We start from the raw sequence: 18,578 nt of genomic DNA, 5'->3' as shown, positions 1-18,578 counted from the left end.
ATACTTAGCCTACCCTTCGGGGCCTCACCGTCTTAGAAAGACGGGAATTAAGACGGCGCGCCGCTATCCGGCGCTCCGCATGTTCCAGGGCAGGGCGTAGGCCTTTATCAACCCAAGCTCCAAGCCCGCCGCCCCATGCACAGGCAAGCCATTCCAATCCATGTCGTCGGGTTGGGCGATCAACACCTCGATCCGGGCGGCGGCTTGAAGCTCGCGCCGGATGGTGTCGTTAAGCCGCAGGCTCGTCCGCTGAGACACGCCCGGCTTGGCATAGAAATAGATGCGCTTTGCCAGCCCCATCGTCGCCACGCCCACATACAGAACGATCCCGTCCCTCGCGAACGCATAAACCCCCACCTCCTTGGGCAGCGCCTCGGTGAGGACCAGCAACCCCGCGTCGTCTAGGCTCCATTCGGATGCACGGCGAAAGCCCGCGTCGAGCAATGTCTGCACGTCGAGCGGCGGCTTGCTGGCAATGGGGGTCTTGGCTGGGCGCGGGGTGGCGACCGTGCCGCTACGCTTCAACACATTGTATGCGTGCTGGTAGCGAATGCCGACCTTCGCCGCGATGTCGGAAACGGATAGGCCTTCGGCGGCAAGGCTGCGGATTTGGTCGGCCTTGGTCACAAGGCCGCGTTAGCGGGCAGTGGCGGCAAGCTGCAACGCAAGTTGCGGCATGGCCGCGTCGTCAATCGCCGCGTCGCTCAACACGTCGATTGCTATTTGCGCTACTGCGAACGCTAGGTCGCATGGGACGGCATTACCAATCTGGCGGTAGGTGGCGGACTTGCCCCCGGCAAAGTCATACCCCTCTGGGAAAGTGTGGAGGATACGCGCCTCTTCCAGCGTCAATCGTCGGATGTGCGGCGGAGTGTCGTTCATCCCATACGATTTGCCGCCCTGCATCAGATGCGCGTGATACGCCTCAACCCAACTCTCACCGTCACCATAGTAGTGGCGTTCGTCGATGATGGGCGTCTTGTTGCCGCCCATTGATGCCGGGAGAGTGGCGCAGGGCACGTTCGGGTTCAACGGACGACCAAGGCCGTTGAACATCATCCCGGCATACGGGCTTTTCCGAAGCACCGGGCGCTCGGCAATCGTGACCACAGCGTTGCAGGTCTTCGGGTTTGCGTCGGTCCCCTGCACCCCCAAATGGCGGATAGCCTCCAAAGTCGAAACTTCCCGCCGGAAATACCGCTTGGCGCGTTGGTCAAATTCGATCCGACCTGCTTTCTGGAAGCCCACAAAGAATACGCGCTCCCGCGCCTGAGGGACACCAAAGTGCTTGGCGTTGAAAATCACCAACTCCGTTTGGTAGCCTATCCTGTTGGCATAGGAACGCAGCTCGTCCCGGACTTGCTTGAACTTGGTGAGGGTGCCTAACGCCTTGACGTTTTCCATGACGAAGGCACGGGGGCGGACGACTTCGACGGCCCGCATGTAAGATTTCACGAGCTGGCTGCGGGGATCATCAAGTGCCATTTTGCCAGCCACCGAAAACCCTTGGCATGGCGGTCCACCAAAAAGGCAATCAACGCCACTAAATTGGCGAAGATTGTCAATGTAATCATTCACGTCTCCATGAACGATATGATCGCCAATGTTACGGCGGTAAGTTTCTACTGCCGCTTTATCGAAATCGTTCGCCCACTCAATTTGAAACCCAGCACGGCGAAACCCTATGTCCATCCCGCCAGCGCCGGAGAACAGTGAAACAGCGGACAGGTCCTCTTGAACTCTGCGCGATTGGCTCATAGCGTCGGCGATCTGGATAACTGAGTTCATAGTAGGGCCTTGAGTGACAATTTCCGTTGATAGCGCACGCGCCCGGACGATCTTAGCGGAAGCCACCGAACGCGCTAGGCAGAACGCATACCGCGTCCCTGCGCCGATGGAAACAAAGATCGAACAAATCATTAATCATACCCACCTCACCTACAAATATGTGCTGCTCAACGGGATGCTTGCCAAGGCGACCAACCCGGCGGCCAACCCATTGGTGCTACAGGCAGGTTCGCCGTTGGAAGGTGCTTTCGATGCCCGGTCCCTATGCCATTCGGTGGTGGTCCCGTTCGAGCAGACGGTCCTGGAGAAACGCCTTGGCGGCTCGAACGAGCCATTCTTAAACAAGCCCGCCCGCTTCCCACATTTGAGCACTGAGAACGCCGTGCGCCGGGGGAAGGATCGCGAGACGCTGGAACGCCTTATCGCCGTAGGTGAAATGGCGAACGCCCAAGGTAATGCGGATGAGGCGCTCGTCGCCGTTCTGGCGCACATTCTTCGGCTCGAAAGCCGCGTGGTCACCTTCGCGGAAGGCCGGTTTGATGCGGTCGCCAGCAAGCGCGCAATTTTGTCATTGCTGGAAAGCCTCATGGCGCAATCGTGCGAAGGAGAAAGCCTTGCCCTGAGCGTGGCACTACTTTTCGAGCTTCTTGCCAAAACCCAAGGCGGCGATTTGCATGTTGCGTCGCATCCCGCCAACCAGAGCGGCGCGTCCTCGAACGAGATTTCGGACATCGACGTATTCGAGGCTGATGGCAAAACGGCGCGCTATTGCTGCGAGGCAAAAGACAAACCATTCACGCGAGCGGATATCGACCACGCCGCCGGGAAGGTCGCTGAAAGTGGCCATTCAACGATGATGTTCATTTATGGCCCGAACGCACGGACGACTGAAAACCTGCCGTCTATCGTCACTGAGTATGAAGCGAAGGGCTTTGACCTGACGTTTGTTTCATCCGCCGCATTCGCGGACGGTATCGTTGCTCTTGCTCCCAGCGTGTCTTGGGCGGAAATCACGGAATTGCTGAATAAGCATCTAGCCCTGATGCGCGCCAAGGAAGGCACCATCACGCACTGCCGAGCCGCATTGGCCGCCGTCTAGGGCGACTTACGCAACCGGGCTGTATCGTTAAAACTGCTTGAACGCACCGTGCCACCCCCGGTAGGATTGATTCGTTCGGGGCAACCTGAGCCGGTGGGCGACACTACAAGCCCTTCATTCGCGTTGCAGGCCCAGGGCGACCCTCTGTGCCGCGTGGCCCCTGCGAGCCGACGAAACCAAACCACAGCAACCTGTGCGCTGGCCGTCGGCATAATTGCGTCATTTGTGTTCCGCCGGGGGCAGCGCCTTTGAAAATGGAGGTAGCGGCTATGGGTATCGTCGTAAATTTGCAGGAACGGCGTGAGATTGCCGTCATTGACGCAAGGCGGGAACGGGCCTGCGATGCAATCGAAGCGTTGTGGGAAACTGTAACTTATGAGCACTGGGACACCTGCGACGTTGCAGATGCGATCGTAATGGTTGTGGAAGCATGCGACCTGCATAATGGTGGCAACCTCGAAGGGCTGATCCTCGGCATCCCGAATGACTATTCGGAGCTTATCGAAGGCCTGCACTTCCCAGATGAGTGCGAACAGGAGGAAGTATGAGGAATTTCACCGCAACCGTGAAGGAACGGGAAGTCGGTCAGCCGTGCTATGTCGCTCTTGAATTGCATGGCGATGTTGGCTTGCCGCGCGACAAGTGGGTAACGCTCAACCTGCCCGAAGGCACCGGCCTTGAGGAAGCGAAGGCCGTTGCGCGGATGTTGAACGACGCCGTGGAATCTGTCCGCCTCGACTAGCTGCTTCACCCCGGCTCAAACGGACTGACCGACGCAACCCGGCAGGGGCCGCACATTCGGTTGTGCGGTCCCTCGCTGGCGAACGGCCTGCGGCAACGCAGGCAGGGGCGGACAATCGAGCCGGGCGGGCCTCCCTTGACGAAGCGCCCTCGCCTTGGGTTCGCGCCCTTGCTCATCGCCGCCGGGCCTCGTCCCGCGCCGCCTCGTATTCCATGCGGTCGGCATGGGTCAGCCGCGAGAGAACCCATCGCGGCGGCTCATAGGCTCCCCGGACGGCAAGCCCAGCAAGGCGGCGCGCTTCCGCCCGCTGGCGCTCCCCTGCCTGCTTCCGGGCAACCCGATTGAGGGCGGCATAGGTCGCGCTCATAGCTTCCTCGCCGCGCTTTCCTTGGTCCACGCGCGGATAGCGACGACCTTCCCGCTGGGGCGCTTCGCCCGCCAATACTTCTTCTTGCGGAGGAAGCTGCCAATCCACGTCCGGTCGATATACTGCTCGACCTCGCCCTTGGTGGGGACGCCGTCCTTGACGGTGTAGGCGATCAGGACGCCCCGCCGGAACGTGTTGATCTTGGTGTAGGTGTATGGCCATGCCATCGGTCAGCCCTCCCGCAATGCGTTGAGACTGCGGCCCGCGCGGATCAGCGGTGACTGCCGCATGGCCAGCACATCCGCAAAGCGGCGCGTCACCGCACTGCCCGCCGCCATGACCTTCACCAGTGCGGCGTCGGTCGCGGCAAGCTGGGCACTATCGACCGGCGCGAACTTTTCCGTCGCAGCCTTGCGGATTGCGGCGTGAGTTTCGTCGGTCATGCCGGAGAGGAACGCGGGGGCATGAATGACTGCCGCCACAGTTGCCTTGTCGCCCTGCGCCAGCGCCGCCGCCACGAACTGCGTCCGCTGATCCGGGCGCTTCATGGCCTTGAGGTGTGCGCGGACCTCACTCGCCAGCGACAGTCCTTCCGGGGACTTCCGGGAAGGGTTGTCGATGGCCGCCGCTACGCGGCCTTCCAGCGTCGTGCGGTAGCCCTTCAACTCGGTAACGCGCCGATCCACCGCCGGGGCAATGCGCTGGAATGCCCGGTCAGCGGCGTCGATGAACTCTTCGGCGTCCACGATCCGCGTCGGCTTGCCGCGCACCATGCGGACATTGTCAGTGACGTCGGTATGCGCCGATCCTGCGACGGGATGCTGGCGACGGACGGCAGGTTCCGCCGCCGCCTGCAAATCCCGCTCGGCATCGTTCAGCCGTCCGAAATTGTCATAACAAAGGCGCAGCGCCTCACGGGCGGACGACAGTGCGGACAAGCCCAGCGTATCGGGCTGGTTGAGTGCCGATGCGACGCCCAAGAGGCTGTCCGGGTGATAATCGAGCGGGACATCCGCGCGAACAGGGGTCATTTCGTCAAGCATGGGTGGTCCTTCTCAGTAATGGCCGACCGTTCGGCCGTAGGTGACGATGCGGGGGTCAGAGTTGACGAGGTATCGGACGGCATCCGCGAAGTGGTCGTTCGCAGACGTGTCCACGTCCTCCATCCGCACGTCGTCACGCGGCAGAAGGGGGAGCGTTTCGAGGCCGAACTTGCAGCGTTCGGAAAGCCAAAGGCCGGGGGTTTCGGGGTCGCCATCGCGGGCGGCGGCCATGAGGGACTTCACCTTCACCCAGCCGCTGATGCGATCCTTGCGCGGCTTGACGAGGTGCAGGCCGTGACGGCCAAGCTGTTCCAGCAGCGTATCGTTCTGCAATCCACGCGCATCGTCGCCAACGCCCTGCGGACGAACGCCCCACCGCTCGCAGGCGGCAAGCACCTCCTCGGCAACCATCTGGGGAGGCCAGCCCTTGCCCAGCGAAGGGTCGTCGGTGCGAGCGCTATGCACCTCGTCCACGATGATCCACGATCCCTGCGGATAAGCCCGCCCGGCGGGACCAATCAGACCGGGCCTGCGAGCATGAACGGCAAGCACGGCGGCGGTTGGCGCGGACCAGCCCCAATCGAGCGCAACACAGCTATACCAGCCATGCCCCTTGCCCCTCGGCACCCGGAAACCGGGATCGTCCGGGATGATGCAATGATCGCCGAACACATCGGCAAAAAACGCTCCCGCAAGGTCCGACCAGTTGTTGTTCAGCCATGCTTCCGCCAGCGCGCGGTCGCCACCGGACGATGCGATGATCGACCGGGCATAGCGCTCGGTGTCGATGGTCGGATTGTCGATGTAGGTCGACGGGCCATATACCCAGCGCGAGCCATCGGCCAATTCATAGGGCCGCCAAGGGATGCGCCCCGTGACGTGCATCCGTGCGATGGTCGCATGAAGCGGCCCGCCGGGGTTGCCTAGCACGATCATGCGCGTCGGGATGCCAGCCGGGCCGCGAAGGTTGGCGCGGAGCATGTTGATATGGCGCAAGGTCGTGAAGTTGGTGATCTCATCGACCGCCAACAGGTTCGCTTCCTGCCCCTGCCACTTCGCCACGTCCTTCTGCCCGGACAGGTTGCCCAGCGTGACGACCGCTCCGTTGGGGCAGCGGATTACGAAGTCGGCCCGGTTGGAGGTGATGCCGCCGGGGAAGGCGTCGCGGAACAGCGCCTCAAGCTCATCCCACAGGTTGGCGAGGGACTTGTAGGTCGCGCGAAGGATCAGGACGCGGGCCTTGTCCTCATACTGGACGCAGTGGCGCAGGACCAACAGCGCGAGGGCCGTCGTCTTGCCCGACCCGCGCCCGCCCAACAGGGCAAGGTTGAGGTCTTCGGGCACTGCCAGCACCCGTTCCTGCCAAGGCGTAGGGTGGCTGAGCTTAGGCGTCGTCATGGCGGGCCTCCGAGGCGATGAGGTTGGCGTAGGCGCGTTCGTCCAGCGCGCCGGGGAGGTTGATCTGCACCGCGATCTTCGGGGCGCTGTCGGTCTGGCCCGTCTCGCGGTAGCCGTGGCGGCACTTGAGCAGGAACATGGCGGCGACGACGTTGCCCTTCCGGGCCTGCGCTAGCAGGGTATGGACAAGCTCGTGTTCGAGGCCCCCCAACCCTACGGCGAAGGCTTCCTCGACCTCGGGCTGGCGCTTGCGGCACTCGCGGAAGACGCGGGCCGACATGCCCAGCGCGGCGGCAATGCTGCTGGTGGGATGCCCGCCCCGCGCCATGTCAGTGATGATCGCGAGGCCGGGCGCGTGGACCGTCACCGCGCCGTCATGGCCGCGCGTCGTAGGGAGGTTGCCGGGAGAGGCTGCATCATTGTTCATGTTATGTTCCATAGCCGTTTCCATGCGTCATCACCGTCCGTTTCGCCGTCTTAATTGTGGCCACCGCCCAAGAAGCGCTGGCAGCACGGAGCTTTGCGCGCGTGGGGATGCTGATTGATGGTCAGCAGGTGCCTTTTTTAGCGCGCACGAGGGCGCGATCGGCGGAGCTACCGCCGCTGGAGGCAGGGTTTCGCGGGTTTCCCGGGGAGGCTCGCCACCCTCTACTCCCGCGCGCCTATTCTTGTTGTTGTTAACAACAACAGAAACATACCCAAACCGGATTGGGGCTAGGAGAGAACCCGGAAAACCCGGGAAACCCTGTAAGATCAAGAATGCGTGCAGCAGGTCTAGAAGGGGCATGAGTCATCCTCCCGGTCATCGAGCAACGCCGCATCCGGCTCGCCTTCCAGCCACCATGCCTGCGCCTTCGCGGCATTCAGCTTCGACCGCAGCGTAAGGCCCAGTAGCGGGAAATCCTTGCTGCTCCGCAGGAGGTGCCCGGCGCTCCGCCCGTCCCACTCGCCCCGATGCAGCATACGACCAAGGGCGATACGCAATGGTTCAAGGTTGGCCCGCGAACCGACTTCAGAGGTCGTGAAGCGGCGGCCAACACCGACATGCTCGTATAGCAGCCGGAGAAGCTCGACCTTCTCCTCAGTCTCAGCGTTGTCGTCCTTCACCGCCGCGCGGGTATCGGCGGGATCAGCATGGCCGAGCCATACCAACGCGCCACGCACCAAATCCCAATCACCGAAACTGCCGAATGGAGAGAGGGCGATGGGCTTTCCCGCCCCGATATAGGCGCGCACGACGGTCAGCGCGTCGATGACCAAGGCGGGCCGATCCGCGCGCACATCATCGGCGGCGTTGAAGTCGAAATCCCGTTCGTCGGGGTTGGCCATCCGAGCATCAAGTCGGCACTTCACGACGCGCCGCGCCATGTCCCCCCGCGCCCGGATGTTGTTACCCGTCGCCAGCATCAGGACGCGAGTGCTCAGCCTAACCCGTTCGCTCTGTCCGAGAATGCGCGCCTGCACGGTTTCTGCGGTGAGCATCCCGCAAAGGAAGTCGCCCTCAAGCTCGGTCGTCACGTTGTCCAACAGCACGACCGGGTCGCCAGTCCGCAGGATGGAGACCAACCGCTTTTCGTTTTCGTCGCTGTCCGCGCTGTGCGTCACGCCCGAAGGCGAAACACCCGTGCCCATAATGCCGATAATGTCAGCCAGCATTGTCTTGCCCGTCCCTGCCGCCGGGGCGTCAAAGATGTGCATGGGGCAGGTGCGAAGCTCCCCCCGGATCACGGCGGCAATCATCCCGGAGAGCATCACCGACCGGGATGCTTCGTCCACGAACGGGAAGGCGCGCAGCGGATGCGCCAGCCGTGCAAGGGCAGCTTCCGCATCCGTGCGCGTTGGTGACATATTGCCAGGCGGGAACATCCCTTCTGGGAAGGCGAGGAACAGCTTGCTTTCGGGGTCGTAGCCGGGTCGTTCGCACAACAGCGTCGGCGTCATCGACAAGCCGCGAATTGGCGGGAAGCGGCTTTCGTCGGCAACCGCCCCAAGCATCCCCATCAGCGCGGTCGGCGGCTGCACCAGCGACACCTTTGCGCCGTTGCGCTGTGCAAAGGTGCCGACGCGGCTCGCCTCGACTGCGAGCCATGCCGGGGAAGCAACGCGCAATTCAACCAGCCCGGCCTTGCGTGCAATACCGTCCTCAAGGGTCACTTCTTCGAGGGTGCTGACACGGGCAAGTTCGGAGTGCCGCCGGAACACCCGCCCACTATTCGCAATAAGCATGGCCTCAATCTCGCCGAGGACCGCGTGGAGGTCGGGACGACCAAGCATGATGGCGTCGGGCGGCACAGGGTCGCCAGCGTCGGGCGCAACCTGCCCCAGCCAATCACGCACCCGCTTCTCGCAGGCCTTCATACCGATATGGTCAAGGAAGGCCGGGACGCCTGTTACAGCCTCACCTGCTTCGCGCTTCGCCGCCGATGCAATGGCCTTCCCCCGGCGGTCACGCGGATTGTCGCCCTTCATGGCGACGATTGCCGCGATAATGTCCTCGGCGGTTTCGGGATCTACGCCAAGATGCACCAGCGCCCCGGCAAGGTGCATACAGAAATTGTCGCGTCCGCCTTCCGCCGGGTAGTTGGCGGCGGCGAACGACGCGAATGCCAACAGGCCCGCCTTCAACCGTAGCTCGTCCCAATCCATCGACGGCACATCGGGGTTGGCGCGGGCGTTCCAGATTAGCGGGTCGCCCGCGATTACGGACGGCGGAAACACGGTGTAGCACTTGCCCGCCCGCACCTCCAAAATCATCGTCTTGGCCAAGCCCAGTCCGGCGATGGCTTCTTCCTCGCCTTTCCCCTTGAAGCCGAATTGCACAAACTCGTCTGGCGCATCGCGGCAAACCACGAGGCGATGGCCGGGGGCATGGGCCGGGAGGCTGGCGCGGCGGAAGGCCGGGAGATGCCCGAAGAAGCATTCCAGCCCCGCCAGATGCCGCGCTTCCTCGCAATCGAGATCAATATCGACAAGGTGGCCCGACTTTGCGCCAAGCTGCACCCCGATATTCTTCCCTCCCTCAAAGTCGCGGCCCGCCGGGCTGGCGTTCTGCCAGCCCTTCTCACTGACAGGCTGCTTGCCGCCCGGCTTTAGCTGCACAAGGCGGAAGCCGCCGCGAATGTATGCCATCGCGGCGTCGATCATCTGCGCCGGGCGCGGGTCCGCGTCAGCCATGCACGAGCATCCTTTCGGCTCGGCTCCGAAGAACGTCGATCATGCCCGGCGGCAAACAAGGAAAAAGGTCTGCCGGAGCAACGTCGCATCGAGCCTGCACCCGGCTTGCCCAGTCCAGGCCCTCAGCTTCCCGGTCGAGATCGAACACGGTATTGGCGAACTGCACCGCGCGTTCGGCGTAGTATTCGACAGCGAAAGGCAATTCGCTGATTTCGCGCTGGCCCATTTCCGGGGAAGTAGAGAGGGCTGCGGCTCGGTAAGTAGCGCCCTCGCCCGCCCCCCTGCACGGGGCGGGCGTATTTGCGTTATCCACGCTCGCCTCCCTCGCTCAGAAGCCAAGCGTCGAGGTCGCGCACATGGTAGCGCACAACCCGGTCGTTGACCTTGTGATAGCGGGGACCGCTGGCCTTCGCCCGCATGTCCTCAAGGCCCCGGCGCGTCAGCCGGAGGTAATCGGCGGCGTCATCGGGAGTAAACCACGGCGATACGCGGCGGGGCGGGAGGTCAGCCAAGTGGCGCGTCACGATACCCGCGACACGCTCGGCAAGCTGGCTCCAAGATTGATCTAATTCAGACACGGCGCTTCTAACCCGACAGACGCCCGGACCCTGTTCGTCCGTGCAGACATCCGGGAGCGAAGCTCTACCGGTCTCCTTTTCTGTCGGTACGAAACGAACCCCCGCAGGCAATTCTATCCGGCAACCGTGTGCGACGCAGAGCGCCAGCGACAACTCAACATTTACGGACCCACGCCAAGCACGGCAAGCAGTTTAACGAGGTCAGACGTCGTGCAGTGTGAAAACTGACTAACTGCGCTTCGCCTGCGACATGAAATGCGCGGAAATGCGTTCCTGTTCGGCAATAAGCCGGGGCCACATACGGTCACGATCACCATAGCCCATCGTCACGTCCTGCGTCGCATGGTTCAGCAACCGCTTCACGGTGCGCTCCGACACGTCCAGCGTTTCAGCGGCGATGGCGTAGGACTGGCGAAGATCGACGCCCCACTTGCAAAGCTCGGCCCGATCCTCCTTCCATTCGACAATGTGGCCGCTCTTGCTCTTGGCGGCGGGGAAGATGAACGTCTCGCTCTGGCGCGGGGCGAGCTTGCATCCCGCCCGACGGGCGCGGGCGAGCGACGCGAGCATGGGCCGGGAAAGCGGGATGTCGAACGCGCGATCTTCGCCACCCTTAGGCGCGGGAATATGCAGCGCCCGGCGCTTCACGTTGAGGTGCTTCCATTCGGCCTTGCTCAGCGCGTCGGGGCGTGACCCAGATAGCAACGTGAGGAGGTGGAACTCGCGACGCACTCCGTTCGGGATGGCCGCAAGCTGGGCGAACCATTGCCCAAGGTCGTTATCGCCCATGCCCGTATTGCGGCGATGTTCCCGGTTGAAGCTGATGACCTTTGACCATGCCGTGACGGGCAAGGTCCGGTCCAGCTTGGCCTGAGCGTAATTGTAGAGCCGCCGGAAGGCGCGCCCGAAGTGGTTGGCGGCATAGGGTCCGTTTTCGCGGGTGATGGTCCGGTGGCGCTCCGTAACGAGGTGTGGCTTGTCCGCGAACTTGTGCAGCGGGACGGTCAGCCAATCGCCCATGAGGCGGCGGATGGTCTTTTCGTAGCCGTCCACCGTGCGCGGGCGCGATCCCTTCGCCGGGAGGTCGAAGTCGCGCATGTGGTCCCATGCCTCCCCCAGCGTCCATTCCTTCCGGCGCTCCTCGAACTTGCCGGCGACCTGCAATGCGCCCAGCGTAGCCTTCGCCTTGGCGCGGGCCTGTGCGACGGAAAGCTCGCCAACCTGCCCCAGCGCCACCTTCTTGGTCCGGCGGCGTTCAAGGTCGTCCTTCACGTCGCACTGCACGGTGAACGTCTTGGTGCGCTTGCCCACCACGACGAAGAAACCGGCGAGCGTGTCGCGCACCACATATTGCCCGCCGGTCGCAGGCGGTAGGCCCTTCACATACTTGTCGGTCAGCTCAGTCACTTCGGGCATCGGTCGGCTCCCTCACCCGTCAAGGACGGGAATTAAGACGGTTAAGACGGTCCCGAGGTCAGCGTGGCCAACCCCGGCCACGCCTCGTAGTGCCCAATAAATCGTTGCAAGACAATCGGTTTCGTGGTCAGGCGGGGTCTGGCCGTGGACTGCTTTGGCTGACTCTTAATCAGCGGGTCCTTGGTTCGAGCCCAAGTGCGTCCACCAAAAACTTCCTTTTATATTCAACATCTTACGCCGTTGCGAGTGACCACCCTCAGGCCCTTTTCGGGCGCCTGTGTGGGTGATTTTGTGTCATCGCCTTCCGCAGTTTCCTGCGCCTCTCCGGGGGCCGGATTTTCGGCGCAAAAATCAGCTGGTCGGCATAGGGCTGCAAATGCTTCACCGACAGATGGGCATAACGCCGCACCATCGTTTCCGATTTCCAGCCGCCCAGTTCCTGAAGCACCCAGGTGGGCACGTCGTTCTGCCTGAGCCAACTCGCCCAGGTGTGCCGCAAATCATGCCAGCGAAAATTGGTGATCCCGCATCTCGCCAGTGCCTTGCGCCACGCCCTTGTGTTCGCCGACCGGAGCGGTTCGCCCCTGTAGGTGAACACATGCGTTTCGTGTTTGCCCTTTTGCCGCTGCAAGACGGCCATGGCGAGATCGTTGAGGGGAACCCCTAAGGCATTCCCGTTCTTCGTATCGCCATGCTCGATCCTGGTCATGCGCCGGGCCAACTGGACCCGGTCCCATGTGAGGTCAAGGACATTTCCCTGGCGCAGACCAGTGGAAAGCGCAAACACGACCACCTCACGCTGATGGTCGGGCAGTTCGCGAAGCAGCTTTTCGGCCTGCTCCTCGGTGATCCAGCGTACGCGGACCTGCCCACCTTTATTGTAGGTCTTGAACGCGGGCACATGATCGATCCATTCCCATTCCCGCATCGCCCGCCGGAACATGGCGCGGATGAGCGCCACATAGAGATCCTTCGTGCGATCCGAGGCATGGACATGCTTCGTCACCAACCCGTCGATCAGGCTCCGGTCGATCTGGTCGAGGGTCTTGCCCCGCAAATGACCAGTCCACTATCGGATCCGTTGGACATCGTCCCTATAAGAATTCTTGTCCGCCTTCTCCTTGAGCCAGCGGACTGCCGCCTCGTCCCAGCTACGCTTGGGCTTCAGCTTCAATCGCGCCTGATCCCACAATTCGGCCTTCAGCCTGTCGTGGTATTCCTTCGCTTTTTCCCGGTCGGTGGTGCCAGTAGATCGTCTAATTCGGCTTCCGTCCGGGGCTGTGATGTCAACAGTGTAGATACCTGCACGTTTCCAGAGTGCCATATTGCCTCCTGTCCGTCGGCACTCATCTGCATCCGTGCGAGGGTAGAATACCGCTCGCGGACGTCCGCAACAAGGTCGACATGTCGGAAGCGCCAGGATCGCCCCAGCTTGGCGCCGCGAACGATGCCCTGCCGCACATAGGCACGCAGGGTGTTGGGATGGACCCCGAGGAGGTCAGCCGCCTCTTTGAGGCTCAGGAAAGGCTCGCGCTCCTCCACGCGGTCATGTCCGCTCCCGCCGTGCCTTCTGGAAGGCGCGGTCGCTTTCGAGAAAGCTCGTCAGCATCGCGGGAACGAGCTCGGTTACCGGCTCGTCGCGACCATAGGCGTCCCGATAGAGCGCGGCATAGACGCCCAGGGCATCGGCGAGGTCTGGGGAAATGGCGATCGTCAGTTTGACGGGTGTGCGGTCGGGCAACCGCGCAAGCTTGATATCCGTCATGTCATTCCCTTTCCACAGTCCAGGGCGGGAGGCTGATATCCTTCTGCACCAGCAGGCGAACGGGCGCGCCAGGACGCACCGTGATGCTCGGCTGGACGTCAAGATTGCGGGCGGTGATCTGATCACCGGCCCGCGCGACATTGGTCTGGGTCGACTGACGGATCGCCTGCACGAGGTCGTTGCCGCTGGTGAACTGGAGTTCAGCCCCGACGCCCAGAAGCGTTGCGATACCGACGCCCTTGATGAGCGCCCATGTAAGCGCAGCCATCGTTTTGCTTGTCTCGATATGGTGGCACGCCCGCAAGGCATGTGAAAGGCAAACGACGGTCGATCGATCTCCGACCATTCCCCCGGAGGATGCCGCAGCGTTTAGAAGCGCCTCAGGGCGGCTTCGGCGCAAACACCGCACGATAAATGGGCAAAGACCCACGGCCCGGCCTCCCGCACGTCGAAGGCGTGGGTGAGGCACGCGACGCTGCAATCCACTTTCTCTGCGCGACGACCTCGCCTATCGTAATGGTGCGACTTGCAGCGGATGAGACGCATCTTGGTCGGCAAGTCACAGGGGCGAGTACCGCCGAACCGACACCAGAAATTACCGCTTCGCGGTCAAGGAGGCCGTATGGCGGAGCAAACACAATTATATGGCCTAAGTACCGCGGTCCACGACCAACTGGATCGCGTGGCGCTCTATCGATGGTGGCGCAGCAAGGTCGCGGGTAGCGTCGACCATGGGGAGGTGATCGAGAAGATCATTGGTGAAAGCGGATGGTCACCCCGCTACCTGTTCATGACCATGATGTCAGCAGGTATCGCCGTTCTGGGCCTGCTATTGTCCTCGCCTGCGGTGGTGATCGGTGCGATGCTGATTTCTCCCCTTATGAATCCGATCCTCGGTCTGGGTTTCAGCCTTGCGCTATTCGATTTCTCCGAGATGCGCCGCGCCTTGATTGCACTTGGGGCAGGATCAGCCTGCGCCGTTATGTTCACCGCCCTGATCGTCACCTTGTCGCCCTTGCAGGCGCCCACAGCGGAAATCATTGCCCGCACGCGCCCCAATTTGTTCGATCTGGCTGTCGCCCTTTTTGCCGCGCTAGCCGGAACCTTTGCGATCATCCGGGGCCGCGGCGACACAGTCGTGGGTGTCGCGATCGCAACGGCGTTGATGCCGCCACTCGCCGTCGTCGGCTATGGCCTTGCCACGTGGAACCTTGCCGTGCTTGGAGGCGCATTTGCGCTTTTCGTCACCAATTTCGTCACGATCGCCCTCTCTGCGACAGTCATGGCGCGTTTCTACGGGTTCGGCCACTTCCTTTCCAGCCAGCAAAGCTGGACTCAGACAATCATCCTGCTGTTCGTTTTCGTGGCAATGGCCATTCCGCTTGGTTTTTCATTGAAGCGCATCGCGACAGAAGCGGTCACCGTCACCAAGGTTCGTTCGCTGCTGTCCGAGCGCTTCGGGGCCGACTCCCGAGTGACGCAGCTCGATGTCGATTTCGATGCCTCGCCTGTTGCAGTACGTTCAGTCGTGATCACCCCGCGCCGACGCATGCAGCGTTCGACGTCCCTTCAAGCAGAGCTGGAGCAAAAGCTTGGGGAACCCATCAGGCTGCAGCTTGACCAAGTGCTTCTTGAAGCGGGCGCAGGTCCGCTGGACGCGCAGCGCGAAGAGTTGCGACAGGCCGGTGACGCCGCCGCCGCCGAGACCGCCCGCATCGCGGCGCTTTCCAGGATGCTGGCCCTCACTGCCGGTATTTCGCCTGATGCCGTCACGATTGACCGGGATCATCGCCGCGCGAGCGCGGCCGCTGCTCCTCTGCCCGGCGCAACACTGTCCACCTATCGCGCGCTTGAACAGCGGACGCATCAGGATGTGGGCGACTGGGACGTCACCCTTATACCCCCCCAAGCCCCGCTACCGCTCGTCAGTTTCGGAGATAATAGAGACACGCTGGATAGCGCGGCACGCGAGGCGGTTCTCACATCAGCCTGGGCAGCGCGACGCTGGAATGTGCGCACGCTTGAGGTTCCGGGTTTGCCCGCAATTCCACCCGAAAAGCCAAATCTGACCCAGCGCCGCGCACTTGGTATTGCCGCAATCCTGCGCGGCGTCGGCATGGAGGCTGTAACGGCACCCGCCGCCGGTCAGTCCTTCCGCCTCTCACCATCTGCGGAGATAAGCACTCGATGAGCAGTCGGGACTTAGCATGAGTCCGGCGGCGCTCAGCGGCATCATTCTTGGCGGGGCCTTGATCCTGTTCGTCAGCGAGAAGGTTCGGCACGACCTCGTGGCGCTCATTGCCCTTTTTGCTTGTATCGCCCTCGGACTCGTCACGCCAGCCAGAGCGTTTCTTGGGTTTGCCGATCCCGCGGTCCTTGCCGTGGCGGCAATCCTTGTCGTCGGACGTGCGGTGGAATTGTCAGGAATTGCCTCGGTCATTGCGAAATGGCTCATCCCCGAGCGCGCCGGCTTCCTGTTCCGACTGACGACACTTCTTGCCGTCGCCATGCTCCTGTCGGCCTTCATGAACAATATTGCGGCTCTGGTCATCACCATGCCGATCGCAACGGAGATCGCGCGCGACTCACGGCGTCCGCCAACAGCGACGCTGATGCCACTGGCATTTGCGACGATCCTTGGTGGGATGACCACGCTCATTGGCACGCCAGCCAATCTCATCCTGTCCTCCGTCCGCGAAACCGAACTCGGGGAGCCCTTTGGCTTCTTCACCATGACGCCGGTCGGCGTTGCTGTCGCGCTGCTAGGGCTGGTCTATTTGGCTGCGTTCGGTTGGCGATTTCTTCCCGTCAGACAGAGCGCTGAACAGCAGAAGCGGCCGCCCTGGCGGGTATTCGAACTGGACGTGCCACAGACGTGCGATGGCGACGATCTCCTTCAGGGATTGCGCAGCGCAAAAGCCAGGCTGCTTGCCCGTTTCAGGGAAGGGCGACAGGTCTTCGATAGCATCAGGACTGGTGATCGCTTGCTGGTGCTCTCACGCGCTAACCAATGGACGATAGCGGAAAAGACTGGTCTGGAGACCGCCGCCCATCTGGCTGCTTCGGCGGACGCGGTCACGGCCCGGGTCGCGGTCGCGCATGGCTCGATCTTGATCGGGCTTGGCTATGACGAGGTGCGAACACAAAGCGAGGACCGCCTCGAAGTGGTTGCGGTTGGTCCGCGTGTTGCGCGGGAGAGGCAGCCCCTTGTCAGGATGCGCGTTCGGGCGGGCGACCAGCTCTATCTGCGCGACGCTACACCTGATCTGGCCCGCTTCATTGCTCGCGCACGCCTTCTTGAGATTGATCGGCTCGATCCGATGCCGGTTGCCCATAGCCGAGCTTTAATGATCCTGGCTATTTTCGGCACATCCATCGCGTCAATCGTGCTGGCGGGACTATCCCCGGCCATCGCATTTCTGGGTTCCGCCGCAGCCTTGGCAGCTCTGCGCCTCCTTCCTGCAGACGAAATCTATCGTTCGATCGACTGGACAGTGGTCGTACTGCTCGCAGCCATGATCCCGGTGGGCCAAAGCTTCGACGAAAGCGGGGCGGCGGCGATAGTGGCACAATGGCTGGGCCAAGCGCTTCAAGGATTGCCGCTAGGCATAGTCCTCGCGGCGCTCTGCGCTGTCACCATGCTGCTGTCGATATTCCTCAACAACGTGGCGACGGCCGTGATTATGGGGCCGCTTGCTATCGATGTCGCGCGGCTGCTGGCGTTTCTCCTGACGCGGCGCTCCTCGCCGTCCTGATCGGTGCATCCTCGGATTTTCTCACCCCTATAGGTCATCAGAATAACCTGCTTGTGATGGGGCCTGGCGGCTATCGTTTCACCGACTATGCGCGGATGGGGGGCATGCTGGTTGTACTGGTCATTGCGACCACAGCCGTCACACTGACGCTCCTCTATCGCTGATGATGGCGCGCTTCTTACAGATAGGCAAACACCGAGCATCGGTGTCACTGGCCTGTAACGGAACAGGACGAAACCCATGCTGATAACCTTGGTAGCACTTGCCTGTGCCCTAGCCGTCACCGCTTTCCTGACGTTCGGACGGTTTGCGCGCTCCGAGGCCTGGCGGGCAACTGTCACGCCGCTAGCCTCCATTATCGGCAGCGGGTTCCTGATTTGCGGCCCCATACTCGCGCGCGAATTTGGGCGCGCCGCTATCATCGCCGAAGCGGCGTTGCTGGTGATCGCTTATGCGGCGGGCGCAGTGATCCGCTTCAATATCATTCACGTGGAGAATTATCTCGGCCGAGCAGCGGTAAACGACCCGGTCTCGTGGCTTGCGCGCATCACGCAAGGGGTTCTGGCACTCGCCTACGCCATTTCCGTGGCCTATTATCTCAAGCTCCTTGCGGAATTTCTCCTGAAACCTTTAGCCACCGATCCGGCCTGGCACAGCCTTGCCTCCAACGCGATCGTCACGCTGATCCTCCTCGGAATCATCGCGCTCGCTTTTGGCAAGGGCCTGCGCCGCGTGGAGCATCTGGCCCACGGTACGGTATCTCTGAAGATCGGGATCATTGCCGGTCTCCTGGCAGGGCTTGCCTGCTGGTGGCTCACCAATGCAGCTGCCTATCCCTTGCCGCCTGCGAGCATAAGCTGGGGAAGCATTCCGCTGCTGCTGGGCCTAGTCATTACTGTGCAGGGCTTCGAGACCTCCCGCTATCTGGGAGAGAGCTACAGTCAAGAGCTCCGGATTCGCACCATGCGTCACGCTCAATGGATCGCGTCGGCTATATATCTGGCCTTTTTGGCCTTGCTGACTCCATTCCTCGGCCGTGCGGCACAAACGGAAGGGGTCGCCGGAATCCTCGATATCATGACGCTGGTCGCACCGGCGCTGGGGATATTCGTGCTGGTGGGAGCCTTGTCTAGCCAGCTCAGCGCAGCTGTCGCCGATTCCATCGGCTCAGGGGGGCTGATGAACGAGGTCACACGCGGCAAGCTTTCCCTTCAGGCCGCCTTTGCCCTTGCTGGCGCTCTGGCTGTTGCCGTCGTCTGGCTGACCGACCCCTTTCAGGTGGTAGCCATCTCTTCACGGGCCTTCGCACTTTTTTATGCCCTGCAATGCGTCCTCGCTTTCGTCGTTGCGCGCAAGACCGGTGTCGCCAGCCCCCTCCAGCGAGCCGGGTTCATAATAGTCGGTCTCATTTGCATTGTTGCCGCCCTTGTGGGCGCGCCCGCAGAAGGATGAT

Annotated in this window: 21 protein-coding genes and 1 pseudogene; 6 read left to right on the top strand and 16 right to left on the bottom strand. The window is 62.2% G+C overall.

Features of this window, described 5'->3' with window-relative positions:
* Positions 1-63: 63 nt before the first annotated feature.
* Both LWE61_RS05585 and LWE61_RS05580 read right to left on the bottom strand, forming a co-directional pair.
* Positions 64-627 carry a GIY-YIG nuclease family protein gene (locus LWE61_RS05585; RefSeq protein ID WP_234149034.1) on the bottom strand — a complete coding sequence of 188 codons (564 nt, stop codon included), beginning with the start codon at positions 625-627 and terminating at the stop codon, positions 64-66.
* A 9-nt stretch (positions 628-636) separates the two neighbouring features.
* Positions 637-1,788: a DNA cytosine methyltransferase gene (locus LWE61_RS05580; RefSeq protein ID WP_234149033.1), complete on the bottom strand. Its 1,152-nt coding sequence runs from the start codon at positions 1,786-1,788 to the stop codon at positions 637-639.
* Positions 1,789-1,801: 13 nt separating this feature from the next.
* On the opposite strand from LWE61_RS05580, the gene LWE61_RS05575 reads away from it, so the two are divergent.
* From LWE61_RS05575 to LWE61_RS05565, 3 genes are all read left to right on the top strand, one after another.
* Positions 1,802-2,887, top strand: a complete 1,086-nt coding sequence (locus LWE61_RS05575; RefSeq protein WP_234149032.1) for a restriction endonuclease, SacI family — start codon at positions 1,802-1,804, stop codon at positions 2,885-2,887.
* 269 nt (positions 2,888-3,156) lie between these two features.
* Positions 3,157-3,435, top strand: a complete 279-nt coding sequence (locus LWE61_RS05570) for a hypothetical protein (RefSeq protein WP_234149031.1) — start codon at positions 3,157-3,159, stop codon at positions 3,433-3,435.
* The gene (locus tag LWE61_RS05565; protein WP_234149030.1) at positions 3,432-3,629 is read left to right on the top strand and encodes a hypothetical protein; all 198 of its coding nucleotides are present in this window, start codon (positions 3,432-3,434) and stop codon (positions 3,627-3,629) included. Before LWE61_RS05570 ends, LWE61_RS05565 begins: the two co-directional genes overlap by 4 nt.
* A 172-nt stretch (positions 3,630-3,801) precedes the next feature.
* Here the strand turns inward: LWE61_RS05565 and LWE61_RS05560 are convergent, their stop codons facing one another.
* From LWE61_RS05560 to LWE61_RS05500, 14 genes and pseudogenes are all read right to left on the bottom strand, one after another.
* A complete protein-coding gene (locus tag LWE61_RS05560) occupies positions 3,802-3,996 on the bottom strand; it encodes a hypothetical protein (RefSeq protein WP_234149029.1) in 195 nt (64 codons plus the stop codon).
* On the bottom strand, positions 3,993-4,223 hold the full coding sequence (locus tag LWE61_RS05555) for a hypothetical protein (RefSeq protein ID WP_234149028.1): 231 nt from the start codon (positions 4,221-4,223) through the stop codon (positions 3,993-3,995). Before LWE61_RS05555 ends, LWE61_RS05560 begins: the two co-directional genes overlap by 4 nt.
* Before the next feature lie 3 nt (positions 4,224-4,226).
* The gene (locus LWE61_RS05550; RefSeq protein WP_234149027.1) at positions 4,227-5,039 is read right to left on the bottom strand and encodes a hypothetical protein; all 813 of its coding nucleotides are present in this window, start codon (positions 5,037-5,039) and stop codon (positions 4,227-4,229) included.
* Between the two features lie 12 nt (positions 5,040-5,051).
* The gene (locus LWE61_RS05545) at positions 5,052-6,437 is read right to left on the bottom strand and encodes a phage terminase large subunit (protein WP_234149026.1); all 1,386 of its coding nucleotides are present in this window, start codon (positions 6,435-6,437) and stop codon (positions 5,052-5,054) included.
* Positions 6,424-6,876: a hypothetical protein gene (locus LWE61_RS05540; RefSeq protein WP_234149025.1), complete on the bottom strand. Its 453-nt coding sequence runs from the start codon at positions 6,874-6,876 to the stop codon at positions 6,424-6,426. The genes LWE61_RS05545 and LWE61_RS05540 overlap by 14 nt, the downstream gene beginning before the upstream one ends.
* A gap of 335 nt (positions 6,877-7,211) precedes the next feature.
* Entirely contained in the window at positions 7,212-9,581 is a 2,370-nt protein-coding gene (locus LWE61_RS05535; RefSeq protein WP_234149024.1) for a bifunctional DNA primase/polymerase, read from the bottom strand.
* A 22-nt stretch (positions 9,582-9,603) separates the two neighbouring features.
* A complete protein-coding gene (locus LWE61_RS05530) occupies positions 9,604-9,924 on the bottom strand; it encodes a hypothetical protein (RefSeq protein ID WP_234149023.1) in 321 nt (106 codons plus the stop codon).
* Positions 9,917-10,189, bottom strand: coding sequence for a helix-turn-helix transcriptional regulator (locus LWE61_RS05525; RefSeq protein WP_234149022.1), 273 nt, complete (start codon positions 10,187-10,189; stop codon positions 9,917-9,919). The genes LWE61_RS05530 and LWE61_RS05525 overlap by 8 nt, the downstream gene beginning before the upstream one ends.
* Before the next feature lie 228 nt (positions 10,190-10,417).
* Entirely contained in the window at positions 10,418-11,605 is a 1,188-nt protein-coding gene (locus tag LWE61_RS05520) for an integrase arm-type DNA-binding domain-containing protein (protein WP_234149021.1), read from the bottom strand.
* 256 nt (positions 11,606-11,861) lie between these two features.
* Complete coding sequence (locus tag LWE61_RS05515) at positions 11,862-12,566, bottom strand: site-specific integrase (RefSeq protein WP_234149020.1); 705 nt, start codon at positions 12,564-12,566, stop codon at positions 11,862-11,864.
* Positions 12,567-12,674: 108 nt separating this feature from the next.
* Positions 12,675-12,929 (bottom strand): hypothetical protein, encoded by a 255-nt coding sequence (locus LWE61_RS05510; protein WP_234149019.1) that lies wholly within the window; start codon positions 12,927-12,929, stop codon positions 12,675-12,677.
* Positions 12,930-13,006: 77 nt separating this feature from the next.
* Positions 13,007-13,147, bottom strand: a pseudogene (locus LWE61_RS20905) (helix-turn-helix domain-containing protein); the annotation flags it as partial.
* A gap of 4 nt (positions 13,148-13,151) precedes the next feature.
* Positions 13,152-13,370 (bottom strand): DUF2274 domain-containing protein, encoded by a 219-nt coding sequence (locus tag LWE61_RS05505; protein WP_234149018.1) that lies wholly within the window; start codon positions 13,368-13,370, stop codon positions 13,152-13,154.
* 1 nt (position 13,371) lies between these two features.
* Positions 13,372-13,638: a TrbI/VirB10 family protein gene (locus tag LWE61_RS05500; RefSeq protein WP_326490605.1), complete on the bottom strand. Its 267-nt coding sequence runs from the start codon at positions 13,636-13,638 to the stop codon at positions 13,372-13,374.
* Between the two features lie 354 nt (positions 13,639-13,992).
* On the opposite strand from LWE61_RS05500, the gene LWE61_RS05495 reads away from it, so the two are divergent.
* From LWE61_RS05495 to LWE61_RS05485, 3 genes are all read left to right on the top strand, one after another.
* Positions 13,993-15,561 (top strand): DUF389 domain-containing protein, encoded by a 1,569-nt coding sequence (locus LWE61_RS05495; RefSeq protein ID WP_234149017.1) that lies wholly within the window; start codon positions 13,993-13,995, stop codon positions 15,559-15,561.
* Positions 15,562-15,577: 16 nt separating this feature from the next.
* Complete coding sequence (locus LWE61_RS05490; RefSeq protein WP_234149016.1) at positions 15,578-17,125, top strand: SLC13 family permease; 1,548 nt, start codon at positions 15,578-15,580, stop codon at positions 17,123-17,125.
* A 240-nt stretch (positions 17,126-17,365) separates the two neighbouring features.
* Positions 17,366-18,577 carry a hypothetical protein gene (locus tag LWE61_RS05485; RefSeq protein WP_234149015.1) on the top strand — a complete coding sequence of 404 codons (1,212 nt, stop codon included), beginning with the start codon at positions 17,366-17,368 and terminating at the stop codon, positions 18,575-18,577.
* Position 18,578 lies beyond the last annotated feature (1 nt).

The organism is Sphingobium sufflavum, assembly GCF_021403115.1.
Classification (GTDB): Bacteria; Pseudomonadota; Alphaproteobacteria; order Sphingomonadales; family Sphingomonadaceae; genus Sphingobium; species Sphingobium sufflavum.
Note: the sequence above shows the minus strand (reverse complement) of the source record. Positions and strands in the feature narration are given on the sequence as shown.

Excerpts from the sequence above, each read along its gene's own strand:
- LWE61_RS05580 (WP_234149033.1), bottom strand. The coding sequence starts at position 1,788 with ATGAACTCAGTTATCCAGATCGCCGACGCTATGAGCCAATCGCGCAGA.
- LWE61_RS05570 (WP_234149031.1), top strand. The coding sequence starts at position 3,157 with ATGGGTATCGTCGTAAATTTGCAGGAACGGCGTGAGATTGCCGTCATT.
- LWE61_RS05565 (WP_234149030.1), top strand. The coding sequence starts at position 3,432 with ATGAGGAATTTCACCGCAACCGTGAAGGAACGGGAAGTCGGTCAGCCG.
- LWE61_RS05560 (WP_234149029.1), bottom strand. The coding sequence starts at position 3,996 with ATGAGCGCGACCTATGCCGCCCTCAATCGGGTTGCCCGGAAGCAGGCA.
- LWE61_RS05555 (WP_234149028.1), bottom strand. The coding sequence starts at position 4,223 with ATGGCATGGCCATACACCTACACCAAGATCAACACGTTCCGGCGGGGC.
- LWE61_RS05550 (WP_234149027.1), bottom strand. The coding sequence starts at position 5,039 with ATGCTTGACGAAATGACCCCTGTTCGCGCGGATGTCCCGCTCGATTAT.
- LWE61_RS05545 (WP_234149026.1), bottom strand. The coding sequence starts at position 6,437 with ATGACGACGCCTAAGCTCAGCCACCCTACGCCTTGGCAGGAACGGGTG.
- LWE61_RS05540 (WP_234149025.1), bottom strand. The coding sequence starts at position 6,876 with ATGGAACATAACATGAACAATGATGCAGCCTCTCCCGGCAACCTCCCT.
- LWE61_RS05535 (WP_234149024.1), bottom strand. The coding sequence starts at position 9,581 with ATGATCGACGCCGCGATGGCATACATTCGCGGCGGCTTCCGCCTTGTG.
- LWE61_RS05520 (WP_234149021.1), bottom strand. The coding sequence starts at position 11,605 with ATGCCCGAAGTGACTGAGCTGACCGACAAGTATGTGAAGGGCCTACCG.
- LWE61_RS05510 (WP_234149019.1), bottom strand. The coding sequence starts at position 12,929 with ATGGCACTCTGGAAACGTGCAGGTATCTACACTGTTGACATCACAGCC.
- LWE61_RS05505 (WP_234149018.1), bottom strand. The coding sequence starts at position 13,370 with ATGACGGATATCAAGCTTGCGCGGTTGCCCGACCGCACACCCGTCAAA.
- LWE61_RS05500 (WP_326490605.1), bottom strand. The coding sequence starts at position 13,638 with ATGGCTGCGCTTACATGGGCGCTCATCAAGGGCGTCGGTATCGCAACG.
- LWE61_RS05495 (WP_234149017.1), top strand. The coding sequence starts at position 13,993 with ATGGCGGAGCAAACACAATTATATGGCCTAAGTACCGCGGTCCACGAC.
- LWE61_RS05490 (WP_234149016.1), top strand. The coding sequence starts at position 15,578 with ATGAGTCCGGCGGCGCTCAGCGGCATCATTCTTGGCGGGGCCTTGATC.
- LWE61_RS05485 (WP_234149015.1), top strand. The coding sequence starts at position 17,366 with ATGCTGATAACCTTGGTAGCACTTGCCTGTGCCCTAGCCGTCACCGCT.